This is a genomic window from Vibrio pelagius, from assembly GCF_024347575.1.
Classification (GTDB): Bacteria; Pseudomonadota; Gammaproteobacteria; order Enterobacterales; family Vibrionaceae; genus Vibrio; species Vibrio pelagius.
In genome coordinates, this window is the sequence record NZ_AP025504.1 from 510,049 (window position 1) to 523,680 (window position 13,632).

13 protein-coding genes are annotated in these 13,632 nt (G+C 44.8%); 4 read left to right on the top strand and 9 right to left on the bottom strand.

Annotated features, from left to right (window positions below):
• Positions 1-70 precede the first annotated feature (70 nt).
• Positions 71-1,057 carry a LacI family DNA-binding transcriptional regulator gene (locus vsple_RS16470; protein WP_261883898.1) on the top strand — a complete coding sequence of 329 codons (987 nt, stop codon included), beginning with the start codon at positions 71-73 and terminating at the stop codon, positions 1,055-1,057.
• A gap of 102 nt (positions 1,058-1,159) precedes the next feature.
• Here the strand turns inward: vsple_RS16470 and vsple_RS16475 are convergent, their stop codons facing one another.
• From vsple_RS16475 to vsple_RS16485, 3 genes are all read right to left on the bottom strand, one after another.
• A complete protein-coding gene (locus tag vsple_RS16475; RefSeq protein ID WP_261883899.1) occupies positions 1,160-2,533 on the bottom strand; it encodes a carbohydrate porin in 1,374 nt (457 codons plus the stop codon).
• Positions 2,534-2,945: 412 nt separating this feature from the next.
• A complete protein-coding gene (locus vsple_RS16480; RefSeq protein ID WP_261883900.1) occupies positions 2,946-3,452 on the bottom strand; it encodes a DUF2059 domain-containing protein in 507 nt (168 codons plus the stop codon).
• A 323-nt stretch (positions 3,453-3,775) separates the two neighbouring features.
• A complete protein-coding gene (locus tag vsple_RS16485) occupies positions 3,776-4,294 on the bottom strand; it encodes an NUDIX hydrolase (RefSeq protein ID WP_261883901.1) in 519 nt (172 codons plus the stop codon).
• A gap of 249 nt (positions 4,295-4,543) precedes the next feature.
• Here vsple_RS16485 and vsple_RS16490 point away from each other — a divergent pair, with 249 nt between their 5' ends.
• Entirely contained in the window at positions 4,544-4,798 is a 255-nt protein-coding gene (locus tag vsple_RS16490; protein WP_255232542.1) for a putative hemolysin, read from the top strand.
• Between the two features lie 11 nt (positions 4,799-4,809).
• Here vsple_RS16490 and vsple_RS16495 read toward each other — a convergent pair whose 3' ends face one another.
• The gene (locus vsple_RS16495) at positions 4,810-5,682 is read right to left on the bottom strand and encodes a YdcF family protein (RefSeq protein WP_261883902.1); all 873 of its coding nucleotides are present in this window, start codon (positions 5,680-5,682) and stop codon (positions 4,810-4,812) included.
• 307 nt (positions 5,683-5,989) lie between these two features.
• Here vsple_RS16495 and vsple_RS16500 point away from each other — a divergent pair, with 307 nt between their 5' ends.
• Together vsple_RS16500 and vsple_RS16505 are read left to right on the top strand one after the other, a co-directional pair.
• Positions 5,990-7,360 (top strand): L-serine ammonia-lyase, encoded by a 1,371-nt coding sequence (locus tag vsple_RS16500; protein ID WP_255232540.1) that lies wholly within the window; start codon positions 5,990-5,992, stop codon positions 7,358-7,360.
• 233 nt (positions 7,361-7,593) lie between these two features.
• Positions 7,594-8,379, top strand: coding sequence for a siderophore-interacting protein (locus vsple_RS16505; protein WP_255232539.1), 786 nt, complete (start codon positions 7,594-7,596; stop codon positions 8,377-8,379).
• A 91-nt stretch (positions 8,380-8,470) separates the two neighbouring features.
• On the opposite strand, the gene gntR is transcribed toward vsple_RS16505, so the two are convergent.
• From gntR to vsple_RS16530, 5 genes are all read right to left on the bottom strand, one after another.
• Positions 8,471-9,472, bottom strand: coding sequence for a gluconate operon transcriptional repressor GntR (gene gntR / locus vsple_RS16510; RefSeq protein WP_255232538.1), 1,002 nt, complete (start codon positions 9,470-9,472; stop codon positions 8,471-8,473).
• 145 nt (positions 9,473-9,617) lie between these two features.
• On the bottom strand, positions 9,618-11,141 hold the full coding sequence (gndA, locus tag vsple_RS16515; RefSeq protein WP_261883903.1) for an NADP-dependent phosphogluconate dehydrogenase: 1,524 nt from the start codon (positions 11,139-11,141) through the stop codon (positions 9,618-9,620).
• The gene (locus vsple_RS16520) at positions 11,141-11,647 is read right to left on the bottom strand and encodes a gluconokinase (protein WP_261883904.1); all 507 of its coding nucleotides are present in this window, start codon (positions 11,645-11,647) and stop codon (positions 11,141-11,143) included. The genes gndA and vsple_RS16520 overlap by 1 nt, the downstream gene beginning before the upstream one ends.
• Before the next feature lie 85 nt (positions 11,648-11,732).
• A complete protein-coding gene (locus vsple_RS16525) occupies positions 11,733-13,055 on the bottom strand; it encodes a TRAP transporter large permease (RefSeq protein WP_261883905.1) in 1,323 nt (440 codons plus the stop codon).
• Positions 13,048-13,605: a TRAP transporter small permease subunit gene (locus vsple_RS16530; RefSeq protein ID WP_261883906.1), complete on the bottom strand. Its 558-nt coding sequence runs from the start codon at positions 13,603-13,605 to the stop codon at positions 13,048-13,050. Before vsple_RS16530 ends, vsple_RS16525 begins: the two co-directional genes overlap by 8 nt.
• Positions 13,606-13,632 lie beyond the last annotated feature (27 nt).

Sequence of the window (13,632 nt, forward strand, 5' to 3'; positions counted from 1 at the left end):
CTATTAACCTAAGCAACGAGTCTCATCTCTTTGCAAACAATCCCAAAAAATAGATGAATGGATAGTGTGAATGGCAAGTCTGCACGATGTTGCACTTCTAGCTGGCGTCTCAAAGTCGACAGTTTCACGTGTTATTAATGATGAATATGGCGTAAAAGAAGCGACGAAGATCAAAGTGCGCAAAGCCGTAGAAGAGTGTGGCTATGTTCCGAATCAAGTCGCTAAAGACCTTAAATCTCGCAAAACAAACCTTGTTGGAGTCATTGTTCCACGCGTTTCTTCTCACGCAACATCACAGGGCGTTGACGGCTTAACGGCGGTGCTTGAACAAGCCGGCAAGCATGTTTTGTTGGCCAGTACTCATCAAGCGCATCAAAAAGAGTTGGAGTACATCCATATCTTCAATCAAAAGCGAGTGGAAGGGATCATTCTATACGCCACTCACTTAGATAAAACGCTAGTAAAAGCAATTCAAGGCTCAGCTGTTCCAGTGGTGTTGGTTGGTCAAGATGGTTCAATGTTCAACATACCTAGCATCGTTCATGACGATACTCGTGTTGGCTTTGAAGCTGGAAATAGACTGGTTGATAAAGGGTGTCAAACACTAGGCTTTATTGGCGTTCAAGGCGACGATATTGCCGTTGATAAGCAAAGATCCCAAGGTTTTAAAGATGCCCTCAAACACAATGACCTTGAGTTAAAATTCCATGCCCGAGGCGATTTTACGATTGAGTCAGGTTACGACCTAGCCAAGGAACACCTCAAGAAGTTCCCGAAATTAGACGGACTATTTTGTGCAACTGACCGTATAGCGATTGGTGCCATGAGGGCCATTCAAGAAGCCAAACTTGAGCCTGGGAAAGATATTTTCGTACTTGGTGTTGGTGACGATGAACTCGCGTCAGTCTGTACTCCTACCCTGTCTACATTCAATTATGCTTTTGATAAAGCAGGAGAAAATGGCGCAAAACTGCTGTTAGAGAGAATTTCAAATAAAGGATTCGAGATGAGTAAGATGGTGCTTACCTTTCAAAGTATTGATAGGCAGTCTTGCTAGTAAATTTAACAAAGGTTGAACCCAAAAACGCTATTCTTTTTATTTATAAAAAATGCCAACCTCTACGGTTGGCACTTTTACCTTAATCATTAATCGCTACTATTAGAACCAAGTTTCCATCTGAAGTGCGAACAACACTTCACCACCATCCCCCATCGTTGATGCATCTGGTTCCTGACTGATCGCATAACCATTTAGCTCATCACTCCAGTCAACATAGCTCACAGCAAAACGTAGTTCGGGACGATCAAAAAAGCCAGTACTGGTTGAAAGCTTCAAAGTCGGAGCAATGGTCGCTTTGTAAAACCCACCACTCGCTTGTTCGACAGAATTATCAAGATCCATAAATTGGTATGAACCCTCATACACCATTTCAAAGTTCTCATTAAACTCTTGAGCCAATCTAACGTTGAGTGATGCCCATGTATATTCATCATTTTTCTCTAAGCGATCTTGACTGCGTTCAGCCATAAACGCTGGAGCAATGCGCCAATTATCAGCAAAGCGTGTGACACCATAACTGAATAGGCGTACGGCTTTCGCATCATCTAACAGATCGCCATTTGACCCGATGCCCTTCAACTCAGCACCCAAACCGCTACCAACAATGAAGCCAGTTTTTGAGAAGCCTTCGCTCATTCCATAGAAGGTCTCTGCGTGAAAAGCGAGCATTGCGTGCTCACCGTGATCAGCGGCGCCATCAGTACGATCACTGTTGTCTGCCGAGGTCATTGCACTCAACATAAATTGCCACTGCCCAATACGATTGTTCATTGTCGCAATGTAGTTTTCAACATCAGTTGATGAACTATCTATCTCGCCAAAATCACGACCATAAATCGAAAAGTTAGTCTTCCAACTCTCATTCAATTGAACGTCGTAAACACCTGCACCAGTACCCGATAGGAATACGATATCAGAGTCAAAGAAGTGAATATCAAAGTTATCTCTGTCGAATCGCTTACCCGCCCAGAACGTCGCCTCAGAAAATGCCTCTGAGTCAGAGAACATCGCTAAGTTGTTCAATTCAGAATAAACCTGACGTACGTTCAATTGGCTTTCGGTGGCCGTCCATTCATTATTTGTTTCAGTGCTATCCGCAAGCATGATTCTAAATAACGCACTTGAACCATCCTCAGCAAAGCGCTTGTGAATCAAGTTCGCTTCTACGTAGTGGTCGTCCTCAACTCCCAAGCGACCTATTGGTGCACCAATAGCTCCTGCTGCTGTCATGTATGGTCCTGTACCTGTCGCGCCATTTAAATCATCATTAATTAACAGTCCAGAGCGTGCATAGCCGTGAAACTCAAATGTCGACGCCTTCTCATCGGCTGCCACTGCGACCTGTTCAGTTTGTTCGATTCTTTTCTCTAACTCGTTGATTCGCTGTTCTAATTCAGAGACCTCTGTTGATGCCATCGCTGGTAAAGCTATCAAGCTGATTGCTACAGCCATTGCTAAATTATGTTTTTTCATATCCTTTGTCCCACGTAATAATATTAAGAATAGTTGCAAACGTTCCCAATAAAATTTTCAGGCTATTTACGAATAGAAAACGGATGATATTCCGATGTTTTGTTGCATATTAATAATAAAAAACATCAGAATTGTAACCTTGAGACGGATAGTATCTGACATTATCGGGAACGTTACCGAAAATGTCAGATTCTGTTATACGCATCACGATAAAGATAAGAAAAGAAAATGTGATTGATAGCAAGCGCACAAAAAACCTTGGCACAGAAATTCGATACAAGGAAAAAGATTTGCTTTCTAGTCAGCGGCACTGTAGAGCACCAAATCCATATGACCTCCTAGCTATTTCCAACGTAGTTGTAATACTCACCAATAGTTTTGTTCCTTGGCGATCAATTCACCGCTGAGGTTATTATTGAGTCTGCTGTTCTTGCTTGCGGTGCTCTTGCAGTTTCTTGTGAAACTCTTCAGTAAGTGCTTGAATTTCAGGCATCATTCGCTGTGCCATCTTTTGACTCGTGACCATGGATTCTTGCATGACCACCGGCATCTTGTTGAGAATACTTTGTCCCATTTCAGAGCGATAGAAGTCTAGCATTGCGCTGATCTCTTCCTCAGAAAAGTGTTGGTTATAGATGTCCAACATCATTGGTTCAAACTGCTCCCAACTTAGCTGCTCTTGCATCACTACACCCACTTTTTGGTGATACTCGTCAAACAGTGGTCTCTCTGATTCTTTAATTTCTAACTGTTGGTGCATGTTGTTGATCATGTTCTGAACTTGAATGTGCATTGAATCTAACAACTCGTTCATATTCATGACTTCAATTAACGCATCCACTTTTTCTTGCTTTGAAGACTCACTTGCTGATAAAGGCAATGGTAACAACAACATTAACGCAATAACGACTTTCTTCATTTTGTTCTCTCTCATATGCAATAACGCATAACCCTAACGGTATTAACCAAAACTTCTTTACGAAAACCACCCAATGTTTACCGGATGATTATCACTTAATTCATTGACATAAAAGGCAATGTTGAGAACTTATATCATTTATCGTTATAAGATCGAGCGAATATCGCTAAACATTACAAATATGCGACATGAGGAGTAATAGAACAGAGGTTGAAGAAGTTCAGGAGATAGGTTGGAAGACAATAAGAGGAGTCGGAACGTAAGCTAAAAAGTAGTGATATTTGGGGCAGCACTATAACAGCTACCCCAAGTAAGCTTGTGAATTACAGCATATCTTTAGCAACCAAATGCAGTAGAAAGGTCTCACGCTCAATACTCATGCCTTTCTTAGGGCTTTCTGCCATGGTTTTTTCGTTATGAGCGATAGCGTCATGGATGTTGATCCAAACCGGCTTCATTCCGTTCTTCACTTCATAATCTTCGTACGCTGTATCACCCAATTCGCTATCAATTTTACAGGTGTAGCAGTAAGAGATCATATGCATGATGTCGGCATCATCTTTATACCAAGGACGAAACTCTTCAAAAATACCAAATGGCTTAATACCATGAATATTCTGAGCACCTGTCTCTTCTTGCAGCTCACGAACCATGCCCGCGATAACGTCCTCACCTTCATCTAGGCCGCCCCCAGGAATGGTGTAGTCGTGGTAACGCTCTGTATATAGCATCAGAATCTTCTCACCATCCAGCACAATAGCGCGAGCAGCGTTACGCTTGTACACGGTTTGGTCGTCTAAGTGCTCAATGTCAGGATGAATCGTTGTTTTTAGGTGTCTCATTATCGTTATAGCTCTGCAAAATTTGGCGGCATGATATCACAATCAGGTATGGATTGAATTTCGCCCTAATTCATAGGAGTCAGTCCAAAAGAAATAGTTGGTATTTCAAGCTTGATCCAACACTCAAAATAGATCGAAACTTGTCGAATTATCATACCAATTCAATCTGTTGCTTCAAAAATCACGGATTTTTCCTGATTCTAAAATATACTCATTAAAAGAGCTTCCTAACCTTGCTAAGGAGATAGCATGAAAATAATTGGCTTGATGGCAATGTTCACTTTGGTTTTAGGGGGTTGTGCAAGCGAGTACGACCAGTACAGTGAGTCAGAACGTGTTTCAATGGCTAACCCAGCTGCTGTGTATTGTGTTCAGCAAGGGGCTGAGCTTGATAGAGTAACAGAAAATGCTCAGCGCACGACTTACTGTGTCTTTGAAAATGGCGACCGTATTGAACAGTGGGAATATTACCGCCAACATCATGAGCAAGAAACAGAAAGCTAGCCTCTCTATCTCTAGTGGCCTGAGCGCCACCAGCGAGTATCCAGGTCTTGTTCTGGATCCAAGTAACGATTCAGCAAAGTCAGATTTGTATCCAGCAACGCGAGATACTCTCTGACTTTTTCTTTGTCTGTCCCTACTGGAGTCTGCCTAATACAGTTTTGCAACAGAGGTAATAGCGAATGCAGCAAGCTAAACTGAGCAGTCGCTGAAAGTTGTACAGCTTTGTCGATCGCTTCTAGCCCTAACTGAGCAGGTGCTTTGCGGGTCTGCTCTTGTTGCCCAACAAAGCGACCTGCGACTATACCTTCAAGATAGACACGGTACGTCGTTAAGCTATCAATTAATAGAAATAGCTGTGCTTGAACTGTCGTATGCGGGTATGCCACCACAACATGCTGTTCAATATTTCGATCAATCTTCAGAGCTACCCCCAATTGACCACAGCGCTCTTCGAGCACTTTAAGTAGCCCTTGTTCATCCATTAACGATTGAATCTCAAAAATGCGCTGCAAGTGATAGTCATTGGACACAAATACCACATTCAGTTGCTGGCTATTTTCCAACAAGCCGCTTTCAATAAGCTCCAACGCCAAATTGTGGATGTTTTCTATCGTATTGGTTGATTTTTTCTCTAATAACCGAGCTTGGATGCTCAAAGGTGATTCAAGCTGACTCTCGAGTTGCAAGAAGTACTCATACATCACTTCGGCTTCAGACAGAGCTTGTCCCGGTGTGACACCACCACAAAACGCGACCGCCACTTTGTCATTTGAGCGACTTGCCAAATAATCGATGGCAGCTTCAACTCTACTCCGCCCTTCTGCAGTCAATTCATTCTTATTTAGCCGTTTACCCAGAATAACTACAAGGTTTTTAATGCTCATTTAATGTACAAGTCTCGTTTTCGCAATTAGATAGAGTGAATTATGTATACAATAGTTGTTAACAAAAGTATTTTTAAATTCTCATGAGTTGCTCGCAATAACGCTCACTATTGATGACAACTTTATAGGTAGCAAATCGTGTGGTCGCATTAAGAACATTTTTCTGAGTATCGCATCCATACGTATTCAATGCCCATGAGTATAAAACAGAACAATGTCATTCATACACTATGCTCAAGAGAAGCGAGGTATGTAAAAACAGTTACACCAGAGTTCGCACCAAGCGAACCCTTCACAGGAAGTTATTATGCTGTCTATTTTTGATATCTACAAAATTGGTGTTGGCCCATCCAGCTCGCACACCAATGGACCAATGATCGCAGGGTTTCAGTTTACTCAAAAAATCGCCTCTAAACTGGAAGAAGTGGCGAGAGTGCAAATTGACCTTTATGGCTCTCTTTCTCTAACGGGTAAGGGGCACCACACCGATCGCGCTACGATTTTGGGACTACTGGGTAATAAGCCAGATACGATTAAGATCAGCAGTGCCAATCAAGCAATGCAAAAAGCCATTGAAGACAAGAGCCTGGCCCTTAGCGGTCACCATAATGTTCATTTCGACGTTGAGACAGATATGCTGTTTCACAACACCAACTTACCCCTACATGAAAATGGCATGACCATCTCTGCATTCAACGCAGACGGTGCGCTGATCGATATGGAAACCTACTACTCGATTGGTGGTGGCTTCATTGCCACAGAAGACGAGCTCCAAAACGGTAAGAAAGAGCAAGAAACTCATGTCGAATTTCCGTTTAGCTCTGCTGATGAACTGCTTGCCCTAGCCGAACAGAACGGTCTTAGCTTAGGCGGTTTGGTACTGCGTAATGAGACCTCATTCCAAGACATGGAAGCGATCAATCAGCGCACAGAGCAGATTTGGAAAGTGATGTCACTCTGTATGGAGCGTGGTTTTGAAACGGAGGGGATTCTTGACGGTGGCCTTGAGGTGACTCGACGTGCCCCTGCTCTATTGAAAAAACTGGAAGCCAATGCCGCGATTGAAAACGATCCGATGGAGATCATGGATTGGATTAACTTATTTGCTTTCGCGGTAAGCGAAGAGAATGCTGCAGGCGGACAAGTCGTTACCTCACCAACAAACGGCGCTGCTGGTGTTATTCCAGCGGTTCTGATGTACTACCATCGTTTCATCAAAGAGCTCGATACTAAACAGCTCAAAGACTTCCTTGCAGTATCCGGTGCGATTGGCATCTTGTACAAAACCAACGCGTCCATCTCTGGTGCTGAAGTAGGCTGTCAAGGCGAAGTCGGTGTCTCCTCTTCAATGGCGGCGGCAGGTCTTACTGCACTGCGTGGTGGTAGCAACGAGCAAATCTGTATTGCGGCTGAAATCGCGATGGAGCATTCACTAGGTATGACCTGTGACCCAATTGGTGGCTTAGTACAAGTGCCATGTATTGAACGTAATGCAATGGGTGCCATGAAAGCCATCAACGCGTCTCGAATGGCATTGAAGCGCACCAGCAAGTGTTTAATCTCTTTGGACAAGGTAATCGAAACCATGTATCAAACGGGTAAAGATATGAACAAGAAGTATCGTGAAACGTCTTTGGGCGGTCTTGCTGTGATCCATATGGCGCCACCTTGTGAATAAATAGCGTTGATGGTCAGCCTCATTCATTTGAAATGAAGCCACGCCTCATAACGGAAGTTAATACAAAGCCAGCCTCCGCGCTGGTTTTTTTGTGCTTGGCCTACCGAACATAAGAAAATACAAGGTTATGCTAAAAGTGCATGATGTAAATTCATGTAAATGATAACCATTTCTATTGAGTCATTTGGTGAAGGCTACTATGATAGTTAGCTTATAGAGAAAGAGAGTTCATTATGAGTAAGCCTAGTCCTATCCAAGTTACTGTTACAAGTACCCAAACCATCACACCCAACATGCAGCGCATCACCTTAAGCGGCGACGGGCTCAGTCGCTTTCCTAATGATTGTGAAGGCGGTTACATCAAGTTGATGTTTAATGAGTTGGGTGGAACAGATTTGACGACTCTTGAGCAGGGCAAACGCCCAACCATGCGAACTTACACGATTCGCGAATTCAACCCTGACGTGCCATCAATTGAAGTCGACTTTGTTCGCCACAACACCGTTGACCTACAGTGTGGTTTCGCTGCGCGCTGGGCAATGAACGTTGAAGAGGGTGAAACTATCACCATTGGTGGTCCGGGCCTTATCCAAGGCTTAAATAAGGACGCTGATTGGTTTTTCTTGGCCGCTGATATGACATCACTACCTGCTCTTTCTGCAAAAGTAAAAAGCCTACCGCGTGACGCAAAAGGTTACGCTGTTATTCAAATCGCCTCAGAGCAGGACAAGCAACCATTGGACGCACCAAGTCAGCTTGAGGTCATCTGGTTGATAGAATCGGAGCAAGCGTCATCACTGTCCGATAAGGTTCAAGAACTCACTTGGCTTGAAGGTACTGCTGCAGTATGGACAGCGTGTGAATTTGAGAACATGCGCGCGCTGCGTCAATACTTTCGTAACGAGAAAGAAGTGGCTAAAGAGAACATCTATATCAGCAGCTATTGGAAACGTGGCGTGAGTGAAGATGGCCATAAAGTGTTAAAGCAAGAAGACGCGAAAGCGCAAGCCGAAGCTTAAAATCCGATTTTAGCAACTGGTAGCCTGAATATGAAAAACACCCTTAACCGAGAACGGTAAGGGCGTTTTTTTTAATGATTAGAATAAGCAGCTAGATACTTTCACCAAGCTCAATCGCATAGCCCAGATCCAATTTAGCCGTCCAATCGGTTCTGCCTTTTAAACGCGAAACTATTTGTTCAGCTGCGACCTTCCCTATCTGCTCCCTCGGGGTTATTACCGTAGCCAAGCGCGGTGTCATGGTCATCGTAATATCGTGGCCGTGGAAACCCGCTATCGCCATCTGTTCAGGCACCTGAATACCACGACGGACACATTCGTAAAAGGCACCGATGGCCAAGTCATCGTTGGTGCAGAAGATACCGTTAGCCTCAGGGTGCGTTTCTAGCAGCTCACCGAGCAGCTTTGCACCCAATGTAAATGAAGATGCCTCTTCGGTTTGAATAGTCAACGGCGTGAGTGCGTGCTCTTCCATCGCATGCTCATAACCCGCCATCTTTAAACGAGTACGTTCATCCATTCGAGCCGCAAGATACGCAATGTTTTGACGGCCTCGGGTGATCATCACTTTGGTCATCTCTCTCGCGGCATCAAAGTTATCAAAACCTACGGCTTGCTCGATGCGCGGTGACACAGAGTCCATAATCTCGATAACGGGAATTGACGCAGTTTGCAGCATCTTACGAGCTCGATCTGTATGAACATTTTCAGAGAGGATGATCGCATCCACATTGTAAGACAATAGCGATGCAATACTCTGCTCTTCAAGTTCCTCGCTATAACCATAGTGAGCAATCATGGTTTGATAGCCCGCAGGCGCGGTGACTTGTTCTATCCCACGAATGACCTCGGCAAAAACTTGGTTTGTTAACGACGGGACCAGCACACCGATGGCATTACTCTTTGCGTTTGAGAGGATATCGGGGGCGCGGTTTGGGATGTAACCCAGCTCTTCAACCGCTGAATTGATTTTGTCTCGTAGTGCTTCAGAAACCTGTGAAGGGTCTCTTAAACAGCGACTTACGGTCATCTTGGTGACGCCAACTAAATTGGCAACATCTTGTAACGTAGGACGTTTTTTCTTATTTGACATAGTAAGTAGTTATTATTGTTATTGATTATGTTACTGGTAACAGTGTATCCAACTGACTTAAGATTTGAAGCCTTATCTAACGAAATATTGATACAGTCCCACAAACAAAAACGTCCCCATAATGAGGACGTTTAAATGCTTAGGGCTAAGCTTCAATTTCTACGCGAGGCGTATCACTCCAAGTGATATGAAACTTATTTTGCTCATCTCTATCAATGCGCGAATAGGTGTGAGAGCCAAAGTAATCACGCTGTGCTTGAAGCAGATTGGCCGGTAGCACTTCACAGCGAAGTGAATCGAAATAGCCCAACGCGGAAGTAATTGCTGGCATTGGAACGCCTGTTAATGCCGAATTTGCAACGACTGCGCGCCAGCCACAAGAACGCTCATGAACCTCTTCAACAAAACGGTTTGCAAACAGCAAGTTGCTCAGTTCTGCATCGCTTTGGTATGCCTTAGTGATATCCTGTAAGAACGCAGCTCGAATAATACAGCCTGCGCGCCAAATCTTGGCAATATGAGCAAAATCGAGGTTCCAACCCTCTTTGATTGAGGTTGCTTTCATTAAGTCAAAGCCTTGCGCATAAACCGAAAGCTTAGCGCAGTACAGTGCATCATGTAGCTCATCGATGGTCTCTTGTTTGGCCTTGCCGCAGTTTGGTTGGACGTGCGTTCGCAACACCTTCACACCTTGTACTCGTACCGCTTTCTGGCTACTTTGAGCGCGAGCGAATACAGCTTGAGCAATGGTTGGCGCTGGCGCCCCTTCTTTAAGACTATTTACTGCAGTCCAAAGCCCCGTGCCTTTCTGCCCGGCTTTATCAAGCACCACTTCAACAAACGGCTTCTGTGTTGTTGGATCTAACGTCTGTAAAATATCAGCACTGATCTCCATCAGATAGCTGTTGAGTACACCTTGGTTCCACTTAGCAAAGACTTCACCAATCTCTTGCGCTGACATAGCCAACACATCAGACATAAAGTGGTAGACCTCACAAATGAGCTGCATGTCCGCATACTCAATGCCGTTATGCACCATTTTCACATAGTGACCAGCACCGGCAGGGCCTAGATAGGCCGCGCAAGGTTCGCCCTTATCGAATTGACCAACAGGCAAGCCATTGCCGTCAACCTTGGCTGAAATAGCTTCCCACATTGGTTGAACGTAATTCCAAGCCTCTCTATCACCGCTAGCCATCAGTGCAGGGCCTGTACGCGCCCCTACTTCTCCACCGGATACCGCCGTTGAGAAGAATCGTAATTTGCCACGATACTTCAACTCACGCGCTTCTGTATCGGTCCAAAGGCTGTTACCCGTATCAATAACAATATCGTTTTGCTCGAGGCCAGCTGCTAGCAGATCGTCAATCACTGCCTCAACAATCCTGCCAGCAGGGACAGACAAGGCAATAACGCGTGGCTTAACCAGAGAATCAAGAACTTGGTTCAGGTCAGCAGCTTTAAAGAAGCTACCTTTATCAGCTTTTTGCGCGAGTGCTTTTGCTTCTGATTCAGCACGCTCACGATGTGCTTCGCTGATATCAAAGCCAATCACGTCAAAGCCTTGATCAAGTAGGTTCAACGCCAGGCTTTTGCCCATAACACCAAGGCCAATCATCGCAATGTTGGATTGAGATTTACTTGACTGAGAAAGTTCTGAAGTGCTCATTAGTTGTTCTCCTCAAGCTGCTTAATTGCTTGTAGCGCATCAGCAACAACACCTTGGACATCTTGCGAAATATCGATAAACAGCGCCTCACTTTGTTGTGGCTCAACCAATGCTTCAAACTGGCTCTTTAACATCGCTTCGCCATTAAAGTAGTGGTTTTCACGCGACTGATGACGATTCCAAATAGTGTCAAATGAGCCTTGTAAGTAGATGATCACTAACTCTTGATTGTTGTTTCGTAGAATGTCGCGGTACGCTGGTTTTAGCGCTGAACAGGCAATCACTGCTGCTTCATTCTCAACGTAAACCTTGTTTAGAGTTTCCAACCAACCTTGGCGGTCATCGTCGTTTAAAGGAATGCCTTCTGCCATCTTGTCCACATTTGATTGTGGGTGGTAATCATCACCATCATGAAAAGGCAGATTTAGAGCGTTGGCAATTTCGCTACCAATCAAGCTTTTACCGCAGCCTGAAACGCCCATTACTAAGATTTTTTTCGCTTTCATTGGGCAATACTATCCTTAGCCTCCAACTCACACTGGAGGCTGTCTATATAATCTGAGGGTTCTTTAGGTTTTTAAAAGAGGTGGATTATTTCCACCACATCGCGAGCTCAGGGAATGCAATCACCATCCCTAAAACCAGAACCTGTAGGCCGATGAATGGCAGTAGTGAACTGAAGATCTCGCCTAGGCTGATGTCTTTTGGTGCCACCGATTTCAGGTAGAAGGCTGCTGGGCCAAACGGAGGTGATAGGAATGACACCTGCATGTTTAGACAGAACACCACACCGAACCATACTGGGTCGTAACCAAGACTTGTGATGATTGGTACGAATATAGGCATAGTTAGAAGCGCTACACCAACCCAGTCAAGGAACATACCTAGAACCAATAGAATAACCATCATGATAAGCAGTGTTGCAAGCGGGCTACCGCCACTTAGGCTTAGAATCACCTCTTCAACAAAGTCGATACCGCCCATTAGGTTGTATATACCAACCAGCGCGCTTGCACCGATACCGATCCACATGATCATGCCGCAGGTACGCATAGTTGCGATGGCACTCTCTTTGAGCATATTGAAGTTGAGCTCACCACGAATCGCAGCGGAAATCATGATACCCACAACACCCAGAGCCGACGCTTCTGTTACTGACGCGATACCTGTGTAGATACTGCCCAAAACGGTTGCTACTGAAAGCAGTGGGAAGAACAGTGCTTTGAAGTAGCTCGGTTGATTTGCCATGTCTTCTTCGATCTCTTCATCACTTGGAATTGGAGCCAACGAAGGATTTAACTTACAACGAATGAGAACATAACCGATGTAGCAGCCCGCTAGGATAAACGCCGGAAGGAATGACGCTTTAAACAAGTCACCAATCGAGACACTCGCCGTCATACCGTAGATGATAAGTACGATAGATGGAGGCAGCATGGTACCTAGCGCACCACCCGCACAAGTTGTACCGATAGCTAACTTGCGGTCATAACCAAGGCGTAGCATTTGTGGCAATGCCAAAATACCCAACAGCACTGTCTCACCACCGATAACACCTGACATTGAAGCAAGCAGTACCGCAACCAAGAGGGTCTGGACGGCAACACCACCACGAACTCTTCGGCCTACCGACTTCATTGCATCAAATAAGTCGCGTGCAATGCCTGAACGGTCAAGCAGCGCGGCCATCAATACAAACATCGGAACCGCGAGGAAAACGTAACCTGACGCAAAACTGTAAGTACGGCTAGCAATTAGAGGCAGTGCGTCTGGGCCAAACCAAAACAGTGTGAAAAAGATGGCTACGAAGCCTGTTACGAATGCCAGCTGCATACCCGTCAGTAACAAACCGATCATCATAACCAGCATGAGGACACTGCCCCATGCGATGCCAATAGAGGATAGATCAAACATCGTCTTTCTTCCCTAGCCCTACAATCTCTTGGATTAGGTGCAATACAAACTGGACAACAAGAACACAAAGACAAACAAAGATGATGCCTTTAAGAAGCGCTGGGTACGGAGCATTCAGTACCGAGCCTGATGTTTCAAGACGAAGGTCACCCCAGGGTGTAAACCAAGACTCTTGAACCATGAAATAAGAGGCGTAAGCCAACATACCAGCGAACGCTAAACCCACTACGTGGTGCACTAGGTTGAGGTATTTTCGAGTTTGAGAAGAAACTGCATCGTAAATAAGAACAACTCGAACATGTTTGTTAGCAGCAAAGGCGTAAATACCGCCCACGATAAATAGCGAGCCACCAACGAAAGAAGCGGTTTCGTGCACCCAAGTCGTTGGGGCATCAAACGCGTAACGCATCACCACTTCATAAAAAGAAATCAATACTGTGAAGATGAACAAACCACTTAGAACATTGCTGACCTTGATGATCGCGCGGTCGAGAATGTTTCTTGGTTGCTCTTCTTGCTCTTGGGGCGCATGAGGCGTTTTATCTGTCATAACGTATTACTCAAAAAAGCGGAGGGC